The following is a 25,368-nucleotide window of genomic DNA, read 5'->3' as shown; positions in this document are numbered from 1 at the left end:
TTAATAAAATTATAAAAAGTCAGTCTTCATAGGGTATAACGAGGAGAAGATAATACATGCATACAGAAGAAATCAATTTTAAAAAGATTATTGAAATGAATGTGCTATACGAAACTTTACTCAATGAACTTGATATCGGGATCCATATTATTAATGAGGAAAGTAAAACGATTATCTATAACCGCAAAATGATGGAAATTGAATCAATGGATCGCTTAGATGTGCTAGATAAAAATCCTTTAGAAGTATTTGCATTTGAAGAAAATAAAAATAGTACTCTTATAGAGGCTTTAAAACTTGGAAAAACAAACAAAAATATAAAACAAACGTATTTTAACAATAAAGGACAAGAGATTACGACGATTAACGATACTTTTCCTATAATAGAAAATGGAAAAATTAAAGGCGCTATTGAAATTTCAAAAGAGATTAGTCATTTAAAGCAAACAATGAAAACGAACCTTTCTCGAAAACAAAATACTAAGTTTACCTTTGATCACATAATTGGTGATTCTAGAGCTATTCAATCGGTCATTACAGAAGCAAAGAGAGTGATACGTACGCCATCCTCCATACTTATCATCGGGGAAACAGGGACCGGTAAAGAGCTATTTGCGCAAAGCATCCATAATGAAAGCCAGCGTTCAACAAAACCATTTATTTCGCAAAACTGTGCCGCTATACCAGAAACCTTAATGGAAAGTTTACTATTTGGTACAAATCGAGGTGCTTTTACAGGAGCAATAGATAAACCTGGTTTATTTGAAGAGGCAAATGGGGGAACTTTGTTATTAGATGAAATCAACTCATTAAGCCCAGCACTTCAAGCTAAATTATTGCGTGCTATACAAGAGAAAACAATACGGAGAATTGGGGGGGCGCAAGAAAAAGAAATTGATGTTCGTATTATAGCAACTATTAATGAAGATCCTCTTGAAGCCATAGCACACAATCGATTAAGACAAGACTTATATTACCGATTAAGCGTTGTTACTTTATGTCTTCCACCTTTACGGGAACGAAAAGAAGATATTGCATATCTTGTTCAACACTTTATTGAAAAATACAATATCCAATTTGATCTTAGCGTAAAAGATGTAGATTTAAACGTAAATAACTTCTTCTATAAATACGATTGGCCTGGTAATGTGAGAGAACTAGAACATATAATTGAAGGCTCCATGAACTTAATAGAAGATGAAGATATCATTACAGCGTTCCATATGCCAACGCACTTTCGCGAACTAGCAAAAAAGGAACTGAATATGCAGACTCCGCTAACTAGTCACAATACTGATACGCCACAAACTTTAAAACGTATAATCGAAGAAATGGAAAAGAAATATATCCATCAAATTCTTAAAGAAAATAAAGGTAATATCTCACAAGCCGCAAAATTTTTAGGATTGAGTAGACAAAACTTACAATATCGAATTAAAAAATTGCACTTACACATATGAAATGAATCTTTCTCCAAGTGTAAAGAAACTGGTAAAATATATTATAACAAACGTATAATATGCTAGAAAGGGGCAATGTATATGAGTAATGATAAGAAGTTGAAGTTATTACACTACTTAGGTCTTTTCCCTACCATTCTATGTATAATGCTATTCATTGATATGAGCAGCTTTCCTCATGCAAAGCTCTTAGGCACAATTAGCGGCTCCTTTGCAGCTATTATGCTTGCTGCTTTTTGGAATTTGAAGCTACGTATGAAAAACGAAAAATCATCTTAAACCGACAAAGTTAATGATCATACTCAAACACGGGATGTTTACCGCTCTCGTGTTTTTTTATATTTCCTCTACCTCAAAACTTTAAAATTTAATTTAAAATTGATTATATACAGAATAAATGCTCTTTAATTACACCGACAAATTTCGACATTCAGTATTCATTATGTTTGTTATCATGTAAGTTCTAAATCTGACATTTCAATATCTAGGAGGAAGCATTTATGTATAAAAAACTTTTACTTACATTAACATGTAGTTCATTAATTTTCGGATTAGCGGCTTGCGGATCAAATGAACAAACAAATAATAGTGTACAAACAAAAGAAAAAGAACAAGCTCCACAAGATACGACAAAAGAAAAACAAAAGGAATCAAAAACAGAATCAGCTAAAGGAAATCGTTCTAATCCAATTAACTTTAATGAAACTGCTACTGTTAATGATGTTATCTTCAATAGCGAAGACGGCAAATTTGAAAAATTCAAGGCAAAGGTTGAATTATCTATTTTAGAAGTAATTCGTGGCGATCAAGCCTTTGAAATATTAAAAAAGGAAAATCAATTTAACGAAGCTGCTCCAGAAGGAAAAGAATGGGTTCTAGTAAAAATTAAAGGTAAAGTTACTGATGCTGAAACACAAGATCACGAATATGACTTATTCGGATCGAGTTTCAAACTTGTTTCAAATGATGGACATGTTTACAATAATGACCAGTACGCAGTAACACCAAATGAACTACAACAGAAACTTTATAAAGGAGCCGAAGGAGAAGGTTACATCTCTCAATTGGTTAACACTGGTGACGATTTTAAAATTCAATACGAAACTCACGAAAGTAAAAAAGTTTTCTTTAACTCTAAATAAAATATAGTCTAAAGGGTGGTTACTATGAAAAGAACAGCAGAATTTGTATTAGGATTAATCGGTGGTATATTCGGGATTTTATGTGCATTCATCGCTTTATTTATCGGAGGCGTAGGAGCAGCAGTTGAAGCTGACGGCGCTAATCAAATTATTGGATTAGGCTGGGCTGCTGTAGCTCTTTCTATTTTAGGAATTGTTGGATGCGTTATGGTTAAGAGCAAAGCTAAAGCAGGTGGCATTATGATGACTATCGCTGCCATTGGTGGATTTATTTGTATTTCTATTGTTTACTTATTGCCAGGTGTTTTATTATTAATCGGAGGATTAATGGGGATTTTCCGAAAAGATAAAACTACTGCATCAGCATAAAAGAAAAAGCACTCAAATGAGTGCTTTTTTCTTATCCATATCTTTTCTAAAACTCAATCTTCTCCAAATACAATCCACTCGCCTCAGCAAGACAATTAATTTGATTACGTTGTTTTTCCTCTAAAATGTTTGGAATTGCGTCCACCTCTAATTGCCCTAATCCAACTTCAATTAATGCTCCAACAATTTTCCGCACCATGTTATGAAGGAATCCGTTACCACTTACTCTAATTTGTACAAATCCTGATTCTTCGGAAACATCAAGTGTATACACTTCTCGAACCATAGATTTTTTCTTAGACTTTGCATTTGAAAAGGCAGTGAAGTCATGTGAACCAACTAAATGTTTCGCAGCTTCTTTCATGCTTTTCACATTTAATTGTTTATTCACGTGCATGCTGTATTTACGCATAAATGGGTTCGTATGCTCTTCATTCCAAATTTTATAAAGATATGTTTTTGCTTTAGAATTGTAACGAGCATGGAAACGATCTGGTACTTCTTCTACACTCGTAATACTAATATCATTTGGTAAATATTGATTTAAATACTTTTTCACTTTATGTTCTACTAACTTCTCATCACTTTGAAAGTTAGCTACTTGATTCAAAGCGTGTACACCAGCATCCGTTCTACTACAGCCGATAATTTCAATTTCTTTTCCGACCATTTCAGATATTATACTTTCGATTTTCCCCTGAATCGTATTGTCATTATTACCAAGACGTTGCCACCCTTTATAACGCGCACCATCATATTGAATCGTCAATTTATAATTGTTCATTATATTCTCCTTACTTCCATTCGCTAAATAAAATATACCCTCACATAGCTCTTGCTTTGTGAGGGACATATCCTTATTGAATGTTACTTTCTAACAAGTTTCACTACATTTTCTACATGAGCTGTATGCGGGAACATATCAACTGGTTGTACATACTCCACTTCATAGCTCTCCATTAATGTTTCCACATCACGTGCTAATGAGGAAGGGTTACAAGACACGTAAACAACTTGTTTCGGTTTCACTTTTAAAATCGTTTCAAGTAATTTATCATCACAACCTGTACGCGGTGGGTCGACAACAATGACATCTGGACGCCAGCCTTCTTTTACCCACTTTGGTAACCATTGTTCCGCTTTACCAGCTTCATACTTTGCATTTGTGAATCCGTGGCGTTTTGCATTTTTCTTTGCATCTTCAATCGCTTCTGGAATTACATCCATACCACGTACTTCCGCTGCATCATTCGCAAGCCAAAGTCCAATCGTACCGACACCACAATACGCATCCACAATCTTCTCGTTTCCTGTTAAAGCAGCTGCTTTTTTCGCTTCATCGTATAAAACAACTGTTTGTTCTGGATTTAATTGGAAGAATGCGCGTGCTGATAATTCAAATGATAAATCACCTAGTGTTTCTTGAATTACTTCTTTTCCAGCTAATTTAAATGTTTTATCACCGAAAATAACAGATGTTTTACGCCAGTTTACGTTTTGCATAATTGATTTAACACTTGGCATTTGTTTTTGCACTTCTGCGATAAATTGATCTTTATTTGGTAATTCTTCTTTTGTTGTAATAAGTGTGACTTGCACTTCCCCTGTTTGAACTGCAGTACGTGTCACAATTGTGCGTACTAAACCTTTTTGTTTTTTCTCATTGTAAATAGAAACATTTAATTTTTCTAATATACGTCTTACAACTTTTGTCGCTTCATTCGTTGCTTTATGTTGAATCATGCAATGAGAAATATCAATTAACTGATGTGAGTTTTGCTTATATAACCCTGTAATAACCTTTTCGTCTTTACGCCCCACTTGCAATTGACTTTTATTACGATAATGCCATGGATTTTCCATACCAAGCGTCGGACGAATTTTCTCTTCCAGACTGTTATTCATGTACTTCTCAAATGCTTGTACAACGATATCACGCTTTTGATTTAATTGTTCTTTATAATCCAAATGCTGCAATTGACAGCCACCACACTCCTCATACACTGAACATGGTGCTTTCACACGATGTGGTGAGGATTTACGAACTTTTTTCACTTTCGCTTCAGCGAAGCCACGCTGAATTTTCGTTGCTTCAGCAACAACTTCTTCTCCTGGTAATGCCCCTGGAATGAAAACAACTTGTCTCTTAAAATAACCAACGCCTTCTCCGTTAATCCCAAGACGTTTAATTGTCACAGGAAACGTTTGACCAACTTCCAACTTACTCTCTTGTTGCTTTTGTATCATTATTACACCTCTACTCTATACTTTTCCATAAATATAACGCTGCATAACTGCAATATGGTTCACACTCTTGTTTCACTTTTTCTAAAAATGCATCATCAGGCTTATTATCTAATTGAAATACACCTTGCACTGCGCGCTGAATTCCAATGTCTGCTTTTGGAAACATATTTTTCCGACCAAGCCCAAACATTAAAAAGTTTTGCACTGTCCATGCTCCAATACCCCTTATTGGTAACAATTGTGCCGATACTTCTTCTTCTGTTTCGTTTTGTATCCTTGCTAAATCTAATTTACCGCCTACAATATGTTTTGCTAATCCTACTATATATTCGGCTTTTCGCTGACTAAACTTCTGCTCTCTCAATTCTTCTATTGAAATGTTTGCTACTCTTTCTGGTGTTGGGAAAAAGAAAACGCCGTTCTTCTCTGTCCCATATCGTTTTACAAATTGATCTGTTAGCACAGTAGCAAATTTCAAATTTATTTGTTGATGAATAATACAGCGAAGAAGACAAGCGAAATAATCAAATTCTAAAATAATTGGAGTATAAGCATATGTTTCAAATAGTGGACGTAATGATGTGTTTAAAAAATGATTTTGTATATTTTGAAACGGTTCATTCCAGTGAAAAATGGATCTCATTCGTTTCATTACTTTCTCTTGATCTCCTGCCTGACTAGAGATCCAAAACTGTGGATTTTGAACAGTACCAATCCCTTGCAAACGAACAACAATCTGTTCTTCGTCTATAAAAAGCGGGACATAAATTACTTTCTCGTCTAATTGAATAACGTTTAACGGGTCGAAAGATAAACGCTTTAGTACTTCCTCAAAATGGTACGGATATTCTAACGTAACATGTTCGCTCCACATACGTTTCCCCATCCTTTTTACACATCATTATAGCATGAGAAAACCGCAAGCATACATGCTTACGGTTGATTGCTTTTTACTAAATCATCTAGGCTTTTAAAATGATACCCTTTCTCGCGCAAATCATCAATGATTTTCGCAAGTGCTTCTGCATTATCTTTTGATATTGCATGAAGTAACAAAACAGATCCTGGATGAATCATAGTCATTACATTATTATGAGCGTATTGCCATCCTCTTTGCTGATCTACTTTCCAATCAAGAAATGCAAGCGACCAAAACACGTTATAATATCCCATGTCTTTCGTAAGCGCTAGCGTTCTTTCACTAAACACGCCTCGCGGAGGGCGTACATATTTCACTTCTTTTTGCCCAGTAACTTTTTTAATCTCTTCCGTTACGCTCGTTAATTCTTCACGAAGTTTTGCATCATTTACTGTTGTAAAATCTGGATGACTCCAAGAATGATTACCAATAATATGTCCTTCATTTTTCATTCTTAATAATAAATCTTTTTGTGTTTTTATATAATGTCCCGTCACAAAGAAAGTTGCTGGTACTTTTTTCTCCTTCAGTACATCTAAAATCTTTCCTGTATATCCATTTTCGTATCCATTATCAAATGTTAAATAAATATCTTTTTTCTTCGTATCTCCTAAATAAAACCCACCATTTTTTTGTAGTAATTCTGTATATAGTTTCCCTGCATCTGGCACCGTTTCATTTTTAGGACGTGGGATTCCCCAGTTATGTGGTGTATTCGTATAAGCAAATGTTGAAACTGGAACAAGTGCCATCATAATTGAAAAAATGAGACCTATATATAACCATTTATATTTCATAAATAGTCTCCTTTCCATATATAATCGTACCTGTAGTTTCTGTTTCCCTGCTTTCTTTCATGCTGAACATGTTTTTCTATATATACCAAAAAAATGCACCTCGAATAATTCGAGATGCACTTCTCTTTACTTAAATACAGGTTCTTTAAAGCTCGCCAATTTTTCAAGTGATGTTTTATCAACATCAGCATGTAGACTTTTACCATGAGAATCCATCGTTACAACTGCTTTAAAACCATCGATACGTAAATGCCACATTGCCTCTGGGATACCGAATTGTAAGAAATCAACATCTTTCACTTCTTTAATACATTCAGCATAATATTGCGCTGCACCACCAATTGCATTTAAGTACACACCACCGTGTTCTTCTAAAGCTGCTAATGTTTTAGCACCCATACCGCCTTTACCAATTACAGCACGAATACCGAACTTTTTCATAATATCGCCTTGATATGGCTCTTCACGAATGCTTGTCGTTGGGCCTGCCGCTTTAATTTTCCAATTGTCATTTTCATCTTTCACTACAACTGGACCACAGTGATAAATAATTTGTCCCTTTAAATCTACTGGACAATCGTTATCCATTAAATGTTTATGAATCGCATCACGCCCTGTATACATCATGCCGTTAATTGTAACAACGTCACCAACACGAAGTTCACGAATTTGCTCTTCTGTAATTGGAGCTTGTAATACGATTTCACGCTGCTCTGTTTGTTCTTGCGCAGCGTCTTGTTGAAGTGTATCTTCACCTTCTTGGTATAACCAATCCATAATTTCACCTGTTTCAGGATGAATTGTTACGCCAAGACGACGATATGCCCAACAATTATACGCAACAGATACGTAGAAGCTCGCTGGCAAACGATTATATACTCCAATTTTGCAACCTAATAAAGTTGTTTCTCCGCCAAATCCCATCGTACCAATGCCAAGCTTATTCGCATTCTCTAATACATACTCTTCAAGCTTGTGTAATTCTGGAACTGGATTTACATCATCTAATGTACGGAATAATTGATTTTTTGCTAATTCGTAACCTGATGTGCGGTCTCCCCCGATACCGACGCCGATTACTCCTGCGCTACACCCTTGACCTTGCGCTTGATATACTGCATGAAGAAGGCATTTACGAATTCCTTCTAAATCACGCCCAGCTCGTCCAAGTCCTTCTATTTCACAAGGCAGGCTATATTGAATATTTTTATTTTCACAACCGCCGCCCTTTAAAATTAAACGTGCATCAATGTAATCTTTTTCCCATTGTTCAAACTTAATAACAGGTGTACCTGGTCCTAAATTATTTCCGCTATTGTCTCCAAAAAGAGAATCGACAGAGTTTGGACGAAGTTTACCATCTTTTGTCGCCCGCTCAAGCGCACTATAGATAGCTTCCTTCAGTTTTAATTGATTCACACCAACTGGTGTATAAATTTTAAACGTTGGCATCCCTGTATCTTGGCAAATTGGCGAGATATTATCATCTGCCATTTTAATGTTATTCGTAATTGTGCCAAGTGCCATCGCCGAACGAGTTCCTGCATTTTCTCGTTCTTTCGCTTGTTGAATTGCGCGACGAACATCTTTCGGTAAGTTCGTTGACGTTTCAACAATTAGTTGATACATGCTTTCTTGAAGCTTTTCCATTGTTACTTCCCCCTCAATTGTGAACGCTACCAAAACGTTATGAAATGAAAATTCCATTGTTATACTCTTCAGCTGTTTATTTATTTCACGCCATTAAAGGTTAAATGAAATTTTTCACAACTTGATTATACCTTTTTTTCTATATTCCTTCTATTATCCGTACAGAAAAAGGCTGCCAATTTTGTAGTGGCAGCCTTTTTAATATATTATTCGTCTTTTTTAAATTGCTCACATTTCAGTTCTAATTCATCTAACATTGCAAGAAGACGATCTACATCTTCTAATTCTACCTCTTCTGGTTCAATCGTATCAATTACTTCAATGAACATATTTAAACGTTCTTTCAAATATACTAGCTGTGAATCTTTACCTTGAATTGCTTTTCCCATGAAGGCACTCTCCTTTTAATTCGAGTTGCTTTTATTATACCGCAAAAATGATTGCTATGGGCATGTAATTTCATCAATTTCGTCACAGTAATTCATTATAATGTAAGCCCTCTCTCTTTTTTCACAAAAAAGTTTCACTTTATAAAAAGCTCATATTCTTCTATTATAGAGAATGGACAAATTGTTATTTCAATAGTCAAAGGAGTATTTCATATGACGATATCACAAATAATGAAGCCGATTACTCCTTCTTACGATCCATGGGAAGCGTATATGGACCTTGAAGAGTACGGCAAACTACTATTAACAAACGTTGAGTTTACAACGACGACGTTATGCAATATGCGTTGCGAGCATTGCGCTGTTGGTTACACATTACAGCCGAAAGATCCAAACCCGCTTCCGATGGAGCTTTTATTAAAACGATTAGATGAGATTCCTCATTTACGTTCTTTAAGTATTACAGGCGGAGAACCTATGCTTTCAAAAAAATCCGTCGACAACTATGTAACACCACTCTTAAAATACGCCCATGAACGAGGCGTTCGCACTCAAATTAACTCAAACTTAACTATAGATTTAGCACGTTACGAACAAATTATTCCCTACTTAGATGTATTGCACATTTCACATAACTGGGGAACAATCGATGACTTCGTTGAAGGCGGATTTGCAATGATGGAGCGTAAGCCTACTTATGAACAGCGCGCTAAATTATTTGAAAGAATGATTACAAATAGTAAAGCTCTATCAGAGGCAGGTGTACTCGTATCAGCCGAAACTATGTTAAACAAACGAACTCTACCACATATTGAACATATTCACCGTCAAATCGTTGAAGAAATGGGCTGTAAACGTCATGAAGTTCACCCGATGTATCCGAGTGACTTCGCTAGCACACTTGAAATTTTAACAAAAGAAGAAATTCGAAATGCAGTTGAACATTTATTAGAGATCCGTGATGAAAATGTGTGGATGTTATTCGGAACATTACCTTTCTATGCATGTAGTGATAATGAACACGATTTAGCTACACTAAAGAAATTACATGAAAGTAAAAATGTAACTGTCCGCAATGATCCAGATGGTCGTTCTCGTTTGAACGTAAATATTTTCGATGGAAATATTATCGTGACCGACTTCGGTGATGTCCCGCTTCTAGGTAATGTACAAACAAATACACTACAAGAAGCTTACGACAAATGGTGTGACTCAAAAACAGCAAAATCATTAAGTTGCCATTGTCCTGCCGTGAAATGCCTTGGACCGAATGTTCTTGTAAAAAATAGCTACTATCCAAAAGAAGATTTCTTATCAAAAACATCAAACATTATGTTATAAAGTGAAACTTTAATCAGTGGGGGTTTTGTTCATCCCCCACTAATTATTAGCCCACACCAATCGGGAGTTTACGGGCAGCAGGGCCTCCCACCTAACTTCTTTGCTCCAGCCGAATTTTGAGGTGAGAGTTTTACTGCCCGCAAATAGCGGGATAAATAAAAAACGTCAGCTTATAGGCTGACGTTTTTTATTTCATTGTGAATGCGATGAAGAAACAAATTTAAAAAATAAATGATCATGAATTGGAATAGCAGCTCCGATTCCTTGAGATGTAATATTTTTCACGACAAGCTTTTTTTGATTCCCTTTTAACACAAGGTAGACTTCTCCAAATGTTACTTTTCCTTTTTCATTTACTGCTGGTGTATACGCATATAAATATCCAAGTTGACTTGGACTAATATTATAAACACGCTCATGTCCGGTACCATAACCAATGGTTGTTTTAAATGAAAGTGGCAATTGTACTTTTTCAAGCGCTTTTAGAAGCATCATTTTTTTCACATCTGTAGTATCCTTCATATCTGCTGTTAAATCACCTTCGATTGTCTTTTGGGTTTCTTGCTTATAGCGAAGTGGGTATAAGCGATCCCCTCCGCGATTATCATATACATTTCGATTTACTTGCTTATATTCCCAATTAATCGATGTATCTATCGACTCATAATTTAATGCCCATTGACCTAAATAGATTTTCGCCCGGTACCCTACCGCAAGCGGTGCATTCGAAATTGTTGTTTCATTAAACATTCGAATTAAATCAGGATTTTCAATTTTGATATTTGCTGTTTTCAATAGTTCTTGAGCAAACTTACTTGGCTGTAAACGCGGTAAATCTTGTGCATCATTTGGAAATGTATTATCCTTTGAAATATTTAAAACAGATGAAGGCATTTTTACTTCTACCGTTGTCTTTGCAAAACTACTGTTAGGAAATAATAAAATAAACGAGACCATGGTTGAAAGACATATGCTGTACACTCGTTTCACCTGTCTGGCTCCTTCCTATGTAAAGGTATATAAATTACTGTATTTAGTGTTTTCCCTCTGAAGCATTGTTATCCCTATTTTTCATAATAAATAAAAACCAATTCCCATAATGACATACGCAGCTAATAAAGTGCCTCCTTCAAACCAGTTTGTATCCCCATCATTTGAAATGGCGATAGTTAAGAAAACAGCTGTAATCATAGAAACAAGTTCTGGTATTGTAAATACTAGAGGCATCTTTTGTGCAAAAAGCATCGAAAGAAGTACTAACACAGGAGCAACAAACATGGCGATTTGTAATGTAGAACCTACTGCAATTTCTACTGCGATATTTACTTTATTTTTATATGCCATAATAATCGCAGATGCATGTTCTGCTGCATTACCAACAATTGCAACGATAATAACCCCTATAAATAACTCTGACCAGCCAAACGACTTTGCGACCGTTTCAAAAGTATGTACGAGTGCCTCTGACACATAAGCAACTGCAAGTGTTGCTATCGCTAAAATGAGTAGTGCTTTACCTTTCGACCACTCTGGCTCTTCCTCATGCGCTACTTCATCACTTTTATGTTGATATACACCACGGTGCGTAACTAACTTAAATAGCAATGCAGCAAGATACATAATGATCATGATAATAGAAACACCAATACTTAATTGATACGTCTTTCCAGCATCCATCTTCATTGAAAAAATCTCTGGAATAACAAAGGCTACGACAACAGCAAATATTAATAAAGCTGAATTATGTCTTGCATCATAAACATTGAAACTTTGTCTTTTATACTTAAGGCCACCTATAAAGAAGGATAACCCTCCTACCAGTAATAAGTTTCCAAGTACAGAACCAGTTAAGGAAGCTAAAACAACTTCTGTTAATCCTGCCTGGAGTGCAAAAATTGAAATGATAAGTTCCACGGCATTACCGAAAGTTGCATTTAATAAACCACCTATCCGAGGCCCAGAAACAATTGCTAAACTTTCTGTCGCCCTCCCCATAAAACCAGCTAATGCAATAATAGTAATGCAGTATACAGCAAACATAATAGTTTGTGGCCAATGAAGTGTTTTTCCGATTACAGAAAGTGGTACACCTATAAGCGCTACTATAAGAAATATTTTATTAAACATGCTTTCCATCCTTCCATCGTATGTATTTCTCCTCGATATTATTATTATTCATCTCCTAACTTGTCCGATTTCATCACAATTACGTTTAAAAAATCGGATTGAAGAAAACAGTATGAAAGATATTTAAATTATCTTGTTCAGACAGAAAAAATTATGAATTATGAAAAGAGGCTAAAAATATGCACTTAAAAGAAAAAATCGCAACTATTATTCAAGGTCAACGCACTGGTGTATTATCTACTGTACGTAACGATAAGCCACATAGCGCCTTTATGATGTTTTTCCACGAAGATTTTGTACTATATGTTGCAACAGATCGAAATTCAAAAAAGATAACAGATATCGAAAAAAATCCCAATGTACATGTACTACTTGGACGTGAAGGAAAGAAATTAGATGAAGATTACATTGAAATTGAAGGTATCGCTTCCATCGAAGAAGATCAAACATTAAAAAACAAATTTTGGACTAATAGCTTAAAACGCTGGTTACTCGGTGCGGAAGACCCTAATTACGTACTAATAAAAATCAATCCCGATACAATTTATTACATCGATAGTGCTGGTACGACCGAGCCCGAGTTTTTACGACTATAAAATAAAAACAAGCCCCCTTAGGTGGGCTTGTTTTGTCGAAAGGTTCTTCTGAAAAAAACAATAAAATAGGTGGAACTTTCTAAAGATTCTGTTATATAATAGCAGTAACTTAAATAAACTGTATTAAAACAGATTGAGGGGAGAAATTAAAATTGATGAAAAGAGAAGAACGAAAAAACATGATTGAGTTTATTGAAAAGAAAAAAGGGATTGAACGTGACGAATTATTATTTATGACGGATGATGAAGTAGAGCATATTTATAATGTAACGTACTTTTTATATGAAGAAATAGCAGAGTAGTATAATAAACCCCCACCTTATTAAAAATATAGGGCGGGGGTTTATTTCGTTTTTATACATGAGAATGATTTTCATGTATAATAATGTAAGATTGGAGGAGTTTCACTATGAGTTCATGGCTATTATTCGCACTATTATCAGCAATTGCTGCTGCCCTCGTATCTATTTTCGGAAAGATTGGCTTAGATGGAATCGATGCCAACGTCGCAACAACGGTTCGCTCTATTATTATGGCATTATTTATGGTAGGAGTTATTATTATACAAGGTAAATTTCAAAATATCGGTGATGTCCTCCTAAATAAAAAAGCACTGCTATTTATCACATTAAGTGGAATCGCTGGTGCTTCGTCATGGCTATTTTATTTTCTTGCGTTAAAAACAGGAAAAGTTTCACAAGTAGCACCTATCGATAAATTAAGTGTAGTATTTTCCATTATTCTCGCGATGATTATATTAGGTGAAAAGTTAAACTTTATGACCGGTATTGGTGTAGTCTTTATTACAGCTGGTGTATTATTTATTGCTTTCAGCTAAAAAAACCGCTATTATTAGCGGTTTTTTCTTTTCCTTATGTAAATCCACACAATCAATATTACAATTGCCGAAACTAATAAAATCCATATTCCATAATGATGTAAACTATATTCAACAAAGCGCCACTTCTCTCCCAGTTTCCAACCTAAGCCAATAAAAACACTTATCCAAATTAGTGCACCACCGTAAGCATACAAACAAAATCGCCACAATGTTAAATTTGAAACTCCAGCAAAATATGCTGTTAAATGACGTACTCCCGGTATAAAGTAGCCAATCATTAAAAGAAATGGACCGTATTTTTCAAATAAAATATGTGTTTTTTCAATATGATGTTCCTTAATTCTAACTTTCGGACCATATTTTTTTAAAACAGGGAGCCCAAGTTTTAAACCTAATATGTAACTTAATGTAATGCCAAGCATTGCACCTGCCATTCCACTTAAAAAAGCAGCTGTTCCTGACATAACTCCTTTTGAAATGTTATATCCAATAAAAGTCAATAAAAACTCATCCGGTATAGGTAATCCAACAATCCCGCCAGCTAAAGCTATAATAATTCCAAAATATCCATAATGTGCGATTAACTCGCCAATATGTTGTTCCATTCGGAAGACACATCCTATACACGATCGTTATCCCATATTGTGCCCATTCTATCTTTAAGACAAACATGGTATACATATTCACTATACATTGTTTTTATAATGAACTCTACTTCTATTCCATTCCTTAAATAGAGATTTAATCGGTGGTTTTTTATCCATCCCTACTGATTATTAGCCTGAACCAATCGGGATTTTACGGGCAGCAGGTCTCCCACTTAACTTCCTTGCATTCGCTCAATTTTGGAGTAGGAGTCCTACTGCCTATAAATAGCGAGATAAAAAAATAAAAATTCATAGGCTTATTTTTTTGTTACAATAAAGGGAAGTTACTTTTTGCAACGGTTTAACTCTCAAGAAAAATGATATATCTAGCAAAAACATAGTTTGGTCTATATAATGCAACTTCTACCTATTAGAGTAACATGCACCCTTTTACATACAACATCATTTTTCTAAATTATACAGGGGGAACGAACATGACCATTGAAAAACAATTTATCCAAAAGATTTACTATAAAACATTTTTAACAGAAGACTCTTCCATTCCGGTAGCGGAAGTACTCGGTGAAGCATATATAAATGAATCAAAAAATGAATTCTCCAATATATCTAATATTCGCTTTGCACAAGGTGAAGTTTATTTTCAAACTAACGACTTTGAAGCCGCTATATTCAAATGGGAGAAAGTAAATAATGAACTTGCTCTCTGGGCTATGAAGAATATTGCAGATGCTTATTTCGAATTAGATTTCTTGCCAAAAGCAGAAGAAATTTATACATCTATCCAAACAGAAGATACAACTCTTACAATGGAAGTTTCCCTACAACTTCTTTCCCTTTATATAGAGCAAAATCGTTTAGGACTAGCATTTAAGACGATTAGCGAGGCTGTTGCATTTCAACCAGACTATCCAAATATTACTGCAATCGCTCGATCGTTCTATGAAAAACAAGAAGATTGGAATAATGCTATTGAACTCGCTGTTCAAGAAGGAATTCGAACAAAATCATTACACTGGTTCGATACTTTAATCAATTATGTGAACAGAGGCTTTACTAAAAAAATTAAACCTGAGTATTTCTATGAATCTTTAAAAGCCTTATATACAATTGATCAAGTTCAATTTAAAGAGCTTGTTATCTCACTTTGGAACAGCTATGAAAATGAATCATTCCATCTCCCTTGGATTCAAACAATAAATCACCTATTCTTACATGTTGAAGTAGATGCTCATGACGATTGGAATGAAATTTCTACTCGCTATCAAGAAACGTACTTCGAATTGATTACTGGACAACATTTCATGCACGAATTACAAGGACTTGTACCAGATTTATTAACAAATTGGTTTAGTTTAATGAGAGCGGAAGATTCTTTACTTGTCTCCGCAGCAGTATTAGCATGGAATGAAGTTTCACCGACAACTCTAGAATCATTACTCGTAAAAAGCGCAGGTGCCTTACTTTCAAATACATCAGCTCATGCAAATGTTGATATGGCAGACGTATCAGCATTATTTGAAACGATTGCTGTATGGGCTGAGAAGAATGATGTAGATTTAGGTCATCAATTCACACTACTTGTTCGTGAGTTATACGATTTAACTGTTACACAACTTCTAGTAGCAGGAGCTAGCGATTATGATAAATCAGCCTTTATTAACTCTATACTAGGAGAAAATATATTAAATGAGGCTATAACAACTTCAATTACATTTAAAGATGATAGTCAAACTGAAATAACTGAGCTTACAGAACTAGATATACGAAATATACCAAACTTTGACGAACTTCATAACATACTAGCGGTACCTTCTCAGTCAAAACTAGAAAGAAAATGTATTGAAGTTAAATTACCAAGTAGATTTTTACGAAAAAATAAGTTTTCATTCCTTGTCACACCTACTGTGCATGGACAACTTGACAAAAACAGCTCTCACTTTGAATACTTACAGGCAGCAGATAGTCTCATCTATGTCCTAAATTCAGCTTCACCATTACATGATGAAGAGCTCGATACATTATTATATATTCGTGAGCAAGTACCAAATTTACAAATTAAATTCGTCTTACAAACAATTGATACGAATACTAGTGAAAATATCACGAACAGCATTAAAAAGAAAATACTCGTACATTTCCCAGAAGCACACTTTTTCCCTTACTCTCCTTCACAAGAGAGTAGTGAACAGCTAGGTAACGTAACAGACTCTATTCTTTCTAACCTTACTAAGCGTAACGTGGAAAAAGAACGCATTGAAAAATTATTATGGTTTATCCAAAAAACAATTGCATACCTTGTAAATGAACGTGTGGAATTAGAAAATACGTTAGTGAAATCCGTTCGCTGGAATAAACATATTTTAGTAAAACTTGATGGTTTTATTAATAATCTTACTGCCATTCAAAAAGATAAAATTCGTTCTATTACAGAATCTTATCTCTTAACGAAAGAAGAGATTACGCAGGATATACATTCTCAAATTCCTGAATTGTTGCAGAGTTGCTCTGACCTCGTTCAAGAAGATAGTGATTTCAAACTGGTCCATGAAGAACTCAATGTAGCAATGAATGAAAGAATTCAAAAACATGTACAGCAAGTGCTTCTTCCTAAATTTACTGGGTCTATTCAAGAATGGATTGAAACTGCTCATAATGAATTCATTCAAGCTCAAGCTTATTTAGATGAAATGAGCGATACCTTTAATAAGCTCTATGAGGAAGAGCGTATTAAACTTCCTTGTGATTTCAAATTACTAGATGACTGGGATAGAGATGTTGCAAGAATGACGAATAGAATTACAGTAGCTAACATCAATATTTTATTACGCTTTACACCGACACAATTTTTCTTAAAGAGTGCAGGGAAATTATTCGGTAATATGCAAAAAAATCAATCTATGCTATCAAATAAATATAAACAATATATTGAAACAGAAGATTATACAGAAGTTGCTCAGATGATTTCAAAACAATTCTTCCTTCAATTTGAAGTATTTGAAGGTGCGCTAGAACGGGATATCATGATGTTCTTTAAAGACCCTCTTAGCATATTGAAACAAACCGTAGAAGCGGCCCAACTTGAAATACAAGAAGATGAGCAAACATTAACAAAGCTAAGAACGAACCCAGAAACTTATCATGATCCTTTAACACTCTTTAAATTGCAATTGTTACAACGAAAATTCATGTTAAATATCGATCAAAACAATGAAAATATTGCTTCACAAGAAACAATAAAGTGAAACTTTAATCAGTGGGGGTTTTTGTTCATCCCCCACTGATTATTAGCCCGCACCAATCGGGCGTTTACGGGCAGTTGATCTCCCACCTAGCTTCTTTGCTCCACCTGAATTTTGAGGTGGGAGTTTTACTGCCCACAAATAGCGGGATAAATAAAACACCAACTGTTTAAATAAGAAAAACCAAGCAACTAATTCGCTTGGTTTTTCTTATTTTTAATCTACAATTTTCACATGTTCAAATGGATAATATATCGCCATGAACTTTCCTAATACTTCTGTTCTATCAATGAGCCCTAAGCCGTTCCTACTATCCCTACTAACTAAACGATTATCTCCCATCACAAAAATTTTATTTTTAGGAATTGTAATCGGTCCAAAATCTTCAGTTAAATTGATAAGTAATTTTTCTGCCTGTTTTTTATTATTCTTTAAATACTCTTCATTTTTCACTTGATGATTAACATATAATTGATCATTCTTCATCTCAATTACATCTCCTGGTAATCCAATAACTCTCTTCACATAGAAATTATCTGTCTTCACGACAATAATATCCTCTCTCTCATAACTTTCAAATCTCTTTGCAAGTTTATTAATAATTACTTTATCTCCATCTTGTAACGTCGGCCTCATCGATGCTCCTTTTACAGTCGTAGGGAAAAACAAAAAGATTTTTGCCAAAAACACTAATAGACATGCAATTGCAATTATTTCAAAGAATTCACGCAAACATTTTTTCTTTTGCATCATTCCACCATCTCATCATCTTTTTATTTTTATTATAAGTACTCCGGATGGTTAATTTCCACAAAATTCCGAATTATAACATTAGAATATTACAAATATAAAAATAATAATCCCTATAAATTCACTATTTTTATATACTATGTTTTCCATCTATCAAACAGGACTTTTCCTATGAAATTTATGCTTAGAAAGTATAAGATACTGCACAAATTAAACAAACAAATATAATAGCATAGCAATAAAAAAGATACTCTCAAAATAGTCTATCAACTATTTTTGAGAGTATCTTTTTATAATCCTACATATACAATACACATCTGCGCTGCGACATATGTAAACCAAATCCAAAGCGGTTCATACTTCAGTTTGCGCCCTCCGATATCTGTCACGCCGATAATAAAATCAGAAATCACAAACAGTAAACCACCAAGTGCTGGTATCCACCATATTCCTATATTCTCGTAATATAAGGCGAATGCAAAACATGCCATTCCTCCAACCCACAAACCGTAAATTAGAGCGCCTATTGTAAAAAGTTTGTCTTGTTTTTCATTTCGAATAAAGAAAAACCACCCTATAATTAGAAAGAGTCCGTATACGAATAAACCGATCCAAAAACCATTCCATGAAATACCTGTTTGTAAAAATGCTTTCACATAGAAACAATGTGCAAGAGCGAAAGTAACCATTCCTCCAATTAATCGATGACCAATTGGAATTAATCCTGCCATAAATAAATCCCCTACAGTTGATAAAGTCATACCGAGTGCAACCCACGTACTGTACTCAGCCGATGGATCTTGTAACCATATCCAAATTGCACTTCCTGTTAAAGAAAAACTAAGAATAAGACGAACTGCTAAAGGTAACGGCATATTATTTCTCGTTCTCTTCGTCTGTCCTATTGCATAAATTGCTCCCATTAAAAAAAGAATAATTTGCCCGACTAACACAATGTAAAGTACATTCATAATATGTTCTCCTCAATAAATGCTTTATTCTATCTTTTTTCGTTACATATATCACGTTCTCCTTTTTCTATGTAAAAAAAGAAGAACAATACTGTTCTTCCATTTTAATCGTTTTTCTGTTCTCTATGCTACTTGTTTTTCTTGCTCAACTTTCTTTTTAACCGGGTTACGATTTACTACAATAATTCCCGCTGCGACACATGCTAAACCAAATAGTACAAAGGAATGGATTGCTTCCCCTAAAATTAGACTTGATAGTAGCACACCAAACACTGGTATAAAGAACATATACATCGAGACTTTCCCTACTTTGTTATACTTCATAATTGTATTCCATATACAGAATCCGGCTGCTGATAAGAACGATAAATATATGAGCATAAGTATTGCATGTAGATTAAATGTGAATGGCATCATTCCAACTTGAAATGCACCTATACATAGCAACCCAATTGATCCGAAAATCATCTGATATGCTGTCATATACCCAATATCTAATGTTTTACTACCTTCTTTCGCTAATATGTTTCCATACGAATACATCATGGCTGCCCCAAGAAGTAATAAGCTACCTATTCCAAAATGAAATGATAAACTTCCATCACTCGGTACATTCACTAAAATCACACCGCAAAAACCGATAGCTACTCCAATTACTTTTCGCCTATTTAGAGCATCATCTTTATATAAAAAGTGTGCGAGTAAAATTTGAAAGAATGATGATGTTCCTGAAATAATCGCTCCTTCAATTCCTGAGCTGTAACTCATTCCAATATAAAAACATATATATTGAAGAAAAGTTTGAAACAAGCCAATTTGAACTAACTGCTTTCCTGTTCCTTTTTTGAACTTCATATCTTTTCCTAACGCTTTAAAAAATAATAAGAGCATTACACCAGATAAGAAAAAGCGATAGCCAGCAAATAATATTTGTTCCCCGACTTCTTGTGGCTGAATTCCAAGTTCAGCATAGCTTAATTTAATAAAGGGAAATGCGCTTCCCCATAAAAATGTTGCTACTATTGCAGCAATAAACACGCCAATCGGATGGGTAAAAAATTTCTCTGTCTTCAACTTGATGTCTTCCTTTCCGACCTTTTTATGAACAATATTCATATATACCAAAGGAAATGCGAAAACACAAGTTTTCAGTTTATCCCGCTATTCGCCGGGCAGTAAAAGCCCGATTGGCGAGGGCTAATAATCAGCGTGGGATGAACAAAACCCCCACTAATTAAAGTTTCACTTTATACTAAAACAAAAACATATCATCTAAGAAAAACATATGCTATACTATAGAATAATTACAATATAATAACTATTAAAATCAGATTCAACAGAAATGCTGCTATCCATTATGGATGGCAGCTTTCGTCGTTTTATAGGGGTTTCGATTTTGATTCTTTTTCTCAATAAGAATTCGGAAGGAGCGAGTATTAATGAACGCAGAAGTAAAAACATTACAAGCACAAAAAGATATTTCTAATCCCTCTTTATGGGATACATTAAAGAAACATTATGAACTTATATTTGCAATCGCATCTGGTATTTTTATTTTAGCTGGTTGGTTATTCACAAAAAATAATGCAATAAGTGCAGGTATTACTTTATATATCCTTGCTTATGTAATTGGAGGATTTGCAAAAGCGAAAGAAGGTATTGAAGACACAATTGAAGAGAAAGAGCTAAATGTTGAAATGCTCATGATTTTTGCAGCTATCGGTGCCGCAGTTATTGGTTACTGGGCAGAGGGTGCTATTTTAATCTTCATCTTTGCATTAAGCGGAGCAATGGAATCTTATACATTAAGTAAAAGCCAAAAAGAAATTTCAGCGCTTCTTGATCTACAACCTGAAGAAGCATTACGTATTTCAAACGGAATTGAGGAACGTGTTCCAGTTGGAAAATTACAAATTAACGATATTATTTTAATTAAGCCAGGTGAGCGTGTTCCTGCTGATGGCACAATTCATACTGGTGAAACAAATATTGATGAAGCTGCTATTACAGGAGAACCTATTCCGAATGAGAAAAAATTCGGCGATGAAGTATTTGCCGGCACTGTAAATTTACGTGGTGCTATTGAAGTTAAAATTACGAAGCCGAGCGATCAAACATTATTCCAAAAGATTATTCGTCTCGTTCAAAGTGCACAAAGCGAAAAATCCCCATCACAACTATTCATCGAAAAATTTGAAGGAACATACGTAAAAGGTGTACTACTTGTTGTTGCGCTTATGATGTTTGTTCCTCATTTCTTACTTGATTGGAGTTGGAATGAAACGTTTTATCGCGCGATGATTTTACTTGTAGTCGCTTCTCCTTGTGCTCTAGTTGCAGCCATTACACCGGCAACTTTATCAGCAATTTCAAACGGAGCGAGAAACGGTATTCTCTTTAAAGGTGGTATTCATTTAGAACGTCTAGCTTCAGTAAAGGCGATTGCCTTTGATAAAACAGGAACATTAACACAAGGAAAACCTACTGTAACAGATGTATATGTTCGAGAAGGCATAGCAGAAAGTGAAGTACTTTCTATTACAGCAGCGATTGAAAGTCACTCTACACATCCTTTAGCAGAAGCGATTGTTAAATATGCAAAACATGCTTACGACATTACGATAAAAAAACCAGAAAACGTTGAAGATGTAACTGGTTTTGGATTAAAAGGAATATTAGAAAACAAATCTTATAAAATTGGTAAAGCTGATTTTATTGGAGAAGAAACAAAGACGTTTCATAATGGCATTTCTGCTTCACTTGAAAAAGAGGGGAAAACTGTCGTTTATATTAGTGATGAGGATGGTATTCTTGGACTGATCGCTTTAAAAGATACCCTTCGCCAAGAAACGATAGCGGCTATTTTTGATTTGCAAAGCATTGGTGTCGAAGCAATCATGATTACTGGTGATAATGAAGAAACAGCAAAAGCAATTGCCAATGAAAGTAATATAAAAGAATATTACGCATCATGTTTACCGGAAACAAAAGTTGAAACGATAAAGCAGTTAAAAGAAAAGTACGGCATAGTCGCCATGGTTGGAGATGGTATAAACGATGCACCTGCACTCGCTACTTCTAGTATTGGTGTTGCAATGGGTGAAGGAACAGACGTAGCATTAGAGACTGCAGACGTTGTTCTTATGAAAAACGAATTATCTCGTCTCTCTCAAGCAATCCGTTTATCAAAACGAATGAACCGTATTGTGAAGCAAAACGTTATCTTCTCTTTAGCTGTCATTGCAATGCTGATTTGTTCTAATTTCTTGCAGTTTTTAGCTCTTCCATTCGGTGTTATTGGACATGAAGGAAGTACCATTCTTGTAATCTTGAATGGCTTACGATTATTAAAAGGAAATAAGTAACGGGTCCCTGATAAAGGACCCGTTTTTTTTAATGGTAGCTATTGTGACCGTTCGCACTACTGCTCGTTTTATGCTTTGGATGCGAACTGCTCTTTTGTTTATTATTACTTTTATTATTGTGGTTCTTTTTATTATTACTCATGAAATATCCCCCCTGTTCCCTTTTATTATGGAACAAGAGCTCATTTTTCATTACGGGAATTATTGTCACCCGTTCTATAATGATGGAGTAAGCCATTAATTTCACCGCCAAGTAAAATTACCCACCCAGTTAAGTAAAACCATAACATTAAAATAATGATACCACCGAGACCACCATATGTATTAGCGTAATTCGCAAACTTATCTACATAATAAGCAAATGAGTACGATACCACAATCCATCCTACAGTAGCAAATACTGCTCCTGAAATAACTTCTCTTCTTTTTAACTTGCGATCTGGTGCAAACGTATATAAAAAACTAAACAAGGCAAATAGTACGAAGAAACTCGCGACTAACCGTGTAATACTCCACACGTAAGAAAAACTATCCGATAAACCAATTGCTTTAAACACAGCTGCTCCAATCACTTGTCCGAACACTGGAACAATTAGTGCAAACACAATCATAAAAATAATAGCTAATGTAAACACAATTGATAACGCTCTTGTTTTAATAAAAGAACGTGTTTCTGTTACATCATAAGCACGGTTAAAAGCGTTCATAACCGCATTCACCCCGTTTGAAGCAAACCATAACATCGATAGTAAACCGAATGATAATAAACCACCATTTTGTTCGTTTACAACTTTATCTACGTTTACTTCAATTAAGTTCATTGCATCTTCCGGTACGTACGGTTCTAATAAATTGAGCACACTTTCTGTTTGAAGGTCGATAAAGCCAAGAAGCGTAATTAAGAAAACAAGCCCAGGAAAAATCGCAAGCAAGAAGAAATAAGCGAGCTGTGCTGCCAAGCCCGCTACATCATCGCGCATCGTCCGGTCATATAAATCTTTCCCAAACGAAAACGTACGATTTCTTCTCACTTTTTCTAAAATTTTTCTCATATATGTTTAAACGCTTTTCTTCTCTTCTTTATCTTGCTTTAACTCAATGTACGCTTCAGTTTTTTTTTCCTCTGCATTTGAGTCTTTCATAAATAATTCACGTGCTTCTTTCATACCGCCATCTTCAGCAACTACCGGCTCTTCTTCTGCTTTAAGCTCATCTACCTTTGGAGATACAGCTTGAATTTCAATCGTTTCTGGCTTTTCTTCTCGCTCAACTTTTTTCTTACTAAAAATTTCTTTCGTTTCTTTTAACGTCTCTACAACAGACGGTGTCAATTTTTTGATTTCTGCTACTTTCGCTTTCACTACATTTAAATCAGCAAGTTCGCGTCCTTTATCTGTAACAGTTTGCACTCTTTCTTTTATCTTCGCATTTTCACCAATTTCAATCATCTTTGTTTTTGCTTTTTCTGCCGTATTTTTTACTTTTTCACGGTTTTCTTTCTTTAACATAGATACAGCTACACCTGCAGCTACACCAATCGCAATGTTTCGAGCAATATTATTTTTCTTTGCCATATTCCTTCACCCTTTCATTTCTTATATTAGAAAGTATTACTTTCTAAGTTTCCTCATATTCCTTGTTCATTTCGAATGAAAGCTAATAGCTTTGCACACCCTTCTGTTACAAGGTCATACACTTCTTGAAAGTTCCCTGTATAGTAAGGGTCAGGAACGTCTGTCCAGCCACCGTCTGGAACAAAATCGGACAGCCTACCAATATAGCCTCCAGTTTTACCAAAACTTTTTAAATCTGCTATATTCTTGTTGTCCATGGCAATAATATAATCAAACTTTGTTAAGTCTTCTTTTTCTACTTTCCTTGCTTTAATTCCTTCAAAAGCGACTTCATTTTCTTTTAAAATTTTTTGTGTTCCTTTATGTGGTGGATGACCAATATGCCAATCTCCAGTTCCTGCAGAATCAATGACAATTTTCTCTTCGAGTCCCTCTTTTACGACAAGGTCTTGAAAAATCGCTTCTGCCATTGGAGAACGACAAATGTTCCCAAGACAAACAAACAATACTCGGACCATATTTTTGTTTCTTCCCTTCTTGGTGCATTTCTTACCATATACTTATATAGTATAAACAACCAATTATTAATTATAAAGGAAATCCCTACTAATTTAATAGGATTGAAAAGTTTCATTAACGAAAATGATAAAAAAATGTTAAGATAACCTTATGTTATTTTAAAGGGGGACACTTCGGTGGATTTATCCGTAAAATCAGAAGCAAACGTTGAATATATGGTAGAAGCTATTAAAGAAAAATTACGCATGGTTAATGCTGGAGCAATGAGAGCTGCTAGTTTTAACGAAGAGATGTACGAGGACTTACGTGACATTTATGAGCACGTTATGAAACGTGAAACATTCAGTATTAGTGAAATGCAAGCTATTACAGAAGAGTTAGGTACATTAATTAAAAAATAACCAAGAGCCTCATAAATAGAGGCTCTTTTAATTTCAACAAATTCATGACAACTCCCCTCTTTT

At 34.8% G+C, this 25,368-nt stretch carries 26 protein-coding genes; 11 read left to right on the top strand and 15 right to left on the bottom strand.

Features of this window, described 5'->3' with window-relative positions:
- Window positions 1–56: 56 nt before the first annotated feature.
- From SB773_RS11170 to SB773_RS11155, 4 genes are all read left to right on the top strand, one after another.
- Window positions 57–1,460 carry a sigma-54 interaction domain-containing protein gene (locus SB773_RS11170; protein WP_002191842.1) on the top strand — a complete coding sequence of 468 codons (1,404 nt, stop codon included), beginning with the start codon at window positions 57–59 and terminating at the stop codon, window positions 1,458–1,460.
- 81 nt (window positions 1,461–1,541) lie between these two features.
- The gene (locus SB773_RS11165; RefSeq protein ID WP_410589935.1) at window positions 1,542–1,739 is read left to right on the top strand and encodes a hypothetical protein; all 198 of its coding nucleotides are present in this window, start codon (window positions 1,542–1,544) and stop codon (window positions 1,737–1,739) included.
- A 221-nt stretch (window positions 1,740–1,960) separates the two neighbouring features.
- Window positions 1,961–2,602: a hypothetical protein gene (locus SB773_RS11160; RefSeq protein ID WP_410589933.1), complete on the top strand. Its 642-nt coding sequence runs from the start codon at window positions 1,961–1,963 to the stop codon at window positions 2,600–2,602.
- Window positions 2,603–2,626: 24 nt separating this feature from the next.
- Window positions 2,627–2,971, top strand: coding sequence for a DUF4064 domain-containing protein (locus SB773_RS11155; protein ID WP_410589931.1), 345 nt, complete (start codon window positions 2,627–2,629; stop codon window positions 2,969–2,971).
- A 46-nt stretch (window positions 2,972–3,017) separates the two neighbouring features.
- Here the strand turns inward: SB773_RS11155 and truA are convergent, their stop codons facing one another.
- The 6 genes from truA to SB773_RS11125 all read right to left on the bottom strand — a co-directional run bounded on the left by truA (window position 3,018) and on the right by SB773_RS11125 (window position 8,973).
- On the bottom strand, window positions 3,018–3,755 hold the full coding sequence (gene truA / locus SB773_RS11150) for a tRNA pseudouridine(38-40) synthase TruA (protein WP_016097028.1): 738 nt from the start codon (window positions 3,753–3,755) through the stop codon (window positions 3,018–3,020).
- A gap of 83 nt (window positions 3,756–3,838) precedes the next feature.
- Window positions 3,839–5,218, bottom strand: a complete 1,380-nt coding sequence (rlmD, locus tag SB773_RS11145; protein WP_002029595.1) for a 23S rRNA (uracil(1939)-C(5))-methyltransferase RlmD — start codon at window positions 5,216–5,218, stop codon at window positions 3,839–3,841.
- 10 nt (window positions 5,219–5,228) lie between these two features.
- A complete protein-coding gene (locus SB773_RS11140) occupies window positions 5,229–6,092 on the bottom strand; it encodes a DNA-3-methyladenine glycosylase family protein (RefSeq protein WP_002125025.1) in 864 nt (287 codons plus the stop codon).
- Between the two features lie 59 nt (window positions 6,093–6,151).
- Window positions 6,152–6,934 carry a delta-lactam-biosynthetic de-N-acetylase gene (gene pdaA, locus SB773_RS11135; protein ID WP_002029593.1) on the bottom strand — a complete coding sequence of 261 codons (783 nt, stop codon included), beginning with the start codon at window positions 6,932–6,934 and terminating at the stop codon, window positions 6,152–6,154.
- A gap of 126 nt (window positions 6,935–7,060) precedes the next feature.
- Entirely contained in the window at window positions 7,061–8,584 is a 1,524-nt protein-coding gene (gene fumA / locus SB773_RS11130; protein ID WP_410589927.1) for a class I fumarate hydratase, read from the bottom strand.
- Between the two features lie 206 nt (window positions 8,585–8,790).
- The gene (locus tag SB773_RS11125; RefSeq protein ID WP_002010264.1) at window positions 8,791–8,973 is read right to left on the bottom strand and encodes an SE1561 family protein; all 183 of its coding nucleotides are present in this window, start codon (window positions 8,971–8,973) and stop codon (window positions 8,791–8,793) included.
- A gap of 213 nt (window positions 8,974–9,186) precedes the next feature.
- Here SB773_RS11125 and yfkAB point away from each other — a divergent pair, with 213 nt between their 5' ends.
- A complete protein-coding gene (gene yfkAB, locus SB773_RS11120) occupies window positions 9,187–10,314 on the top strand; it encodes a radical SAM/CxCxxxxC motif protein YfkAB (RefSeq protein ID WP_002125019.1) in 1,128 nt (375 codons plus the stop codon).
- Between the two features lie 192 nt (window positions 10,315–10,506).
- Here yfkAB and SB773_RS11115 read toward each other — a convergent pair whose 3' ends face one another.
- Together SB773_RS11115 and cax are read right to left on the bottom strand one after the other, a co-directional pair.
- Entirely contained in the window at window positions 10,507–11,304 is a 798-nt protein-coding gene (locus SB773_RS11115) for a YfkD famly protein (protein ID WP_193663515.1), read from the bottom strand.
- 81 nt (window positions 11,305–11,385) lie between these two features.
- A complete protein-coding gene (gene cax, locus SB773_RS11110) occupies window positions 11,386–12,441 on the bottom strand; it encodes a calcium/proton exchanger (protein WP_002125016.1) in 1,056 nt (351 codons plus the stop codon).
- A gap of 179 nt (window positions 12,442–12,620) precedes the next feature.
- On the opposite strand from cax, the gene SB773_RS11105 reads away from it, so the two are divergent.
- The 3 genes from SB773_RS11105 to SB773_RS11095 all read left to right on the top strand — a co-directional run bounded on the left by SB773_RS11105 (window position 12,621) and on the right by SB773_RS11095 (window position 13,875).
- Complete coding sequence (locus SB773_RS11105; protein ID WP_410589923.1) at window positions 12,621–13,037, top strand: pyridoxamine 5'-phosphate oxidase family protein; 417 nt, start codon at window positions 12,621–12,623, stop codon at window positions 13,035–13,037.
- A 155-nt stretch (window positions 13,038–13,192) separates the two neighbouring features.
- The gene (locus SB773_RS11100; RefSeq protein WP_000817786.1) at window positions 13,193–13,339 is read left to right on the top strand and encodes a BH0509 family protein; all 147 of its coding nucleotides are present in this window, start codon (window positions 13,193–13,195) and stop codon (window positions 13,337–13,339) included.
- Window positions 13,340–13,446: 107 nt separating this feature from the next.
- Window positions 13,447–13,875: an EamA family transporter gene (locus tag SB773_RS11095; protein ID WP_002029573.1), complete on the top strand. Its 429-nt coding sequence runs from the start codon at window positions 13,447–13,449 to the stop codon at window positions 13,873–13,875.
- A gap of 14 nt (window positions 13,876–13,889) precedes the next feature.
- Here the strand turns inward: SB773_RS11095 and SB773_RS11090 are convergent, their stop codons facing one another.
- Entirely contained in the window at window positions 13,890–14,483 is a 594-nt protein-coding gene (locus tag SB773_RS11090) for a DedA family protein (protein WP_002029574.1), read from the bottom strand.
- 476 nt (window positions 14,484–14,959) lie between these two features.
- On the opposite strand from SB773_RS11090, the gene SB773_RS11085 reads away from it, so the two are divergent.
- Window positions 14,960–17,728, top strand: coding sequence for a tetratricopeptide repeat protein (locus SB773_RS11085; RefSeq protein WP_289402977.1), 2,769 nt, complete (start codon window positions 14,960–14,962; stop codon window positions 17,726–17,728).
- A gap of 213 nt (window positions 17,729–17,941) precedes the next feature.
- On the opposite strand, the gene lepB is transcribed toward SB773_RS11085, so the two are convergent.
- The 3 genes from lepB to SB773_RS11070 form a co-directional block, all read right to left on the bottom strand.
- Window positions 17,942–18,478 (bottom strand): signal peptidase I, encoded by a 537-nt coding sequence (gene lepB, locus SB773_RS11080; protein ID WP_002029576.1) that lies wholly within the window; start codon window positions 18,476–18,478, stop codon window positions 17,942–17,944.
- Window positions 18,479–18,765: 287 nt separating this feature from the next.
- Window positions 18,766–19,446, bottom strand: a complete 681-nt coding sequence (locus tag SB773_RS11075; protein ID WP_002029577.1) for a lysoplasmalogenase — start codon at window positions 19,444–19,446, stop codon at window positions 18,766–18,768.
- A gap of 123 nt (window positions 19,447–19,569) precedes the next feature.
- A complete protein-coding gene (locus tag SB773_RS11070) occupies window positions 19,570–20,520 on the bottom strand; it encodes a DMT family transporter (RefSeq protein WP_002125011.1) in 951 nt (316 codons plus the stop codon).
- Window positions 20,521–20,885: 365 nt separating this feature from the next.
- On the opposite strand from SB773_RS11070, the gene SB773_RS11065 reads away from it, so the two are divergent.
- The gene (locus tag SB773_RS11065) at window positions 20,886–22,811 is read left to right on the top strand and encodes a heavy metal translocating P-type ATPase (RefSeq protein ID WP_410589919.1); all 1,926 of its coding nucleotides are present in this window, start codon (window positions 20,886–20,888) and stop codon (window positions 22,809–22,811) included.
- 182 nt (window positions 22,812–22,993) lie between these two features.
- On the opposite strand, the gene SB773_RS11060 is transcribed toward SB773_RS11065, so the two are convergent.
- From SB773_RS11060 to SB773_RS11050, 3 genes are read right to left on the bottom strand one after another with little or no spacing between them, the layout of a single operon-like run.
- On the bottom strand, window positions 22,994–23,863 hold the full coding sequence (locus SB773_RS11060; protein WP_060749399.1) for a YihY/virulence factor BrkB family protein: 870 nt from the start codon (window positions 23,861–23,863) through the stop codon (window positions 22,994–22,996).
- Window positions 23,864–23,869: 6 nt separating this feature from the next.
- A complete protein-coding gene (locus SB773_RS11055; RefSeq protein ID WP_088031671.1) occupies window positions 23,870–24,385 on the bottom strand; it encodes a DUF4075 domain-containing protein in 516 nt (171 codons plus the stop codon).
- 53 nt (window positions 24,386–24,438) lie between these two features.
- A complete protein-coding gene (locus SB773_RS11050; protein WP_113734843.1) occupies window positions 24,439–24,903 on the bottom strand; it encodes a low molecular weight protein-tyrosine-phosphatase in 465 nt (154 codons plus the stop codon).
- A 177-nt stretch (window positions 24,904–25,080) separates the two neighbouring features.
- On the opposite strand from SB773_RS11050, the gene SB773_RS11045 reads away from it, so the two are divergent.
- On the top strand, window positions 25,081–25,305 hold the full coding sequence (locus SB773_RS11045; protein WP_002010236.1) for a DUF1128 domain-containing protein: 225 nt from the start codon (window positions 25,081–25,083) through the stop codon (window positions 25,303–25,305).
- Window positions 25,306–25,368: the final 63 nt, after the last annotated feature.

The sequence above is a fragment of the Bacillus sp. SIMBA_074 genome, assembly GCF_046534555.1.
Taxonomy (GTDB): domain Bacteria; phylum Bacillota; class Bacilli; order Bacillales; family Bacillaceae_G; genus Bacillus_A; species Bacillus_A mycoides.
This window is presented reverse-complemented; position numbering and strand designations above follow the sequence as displayed.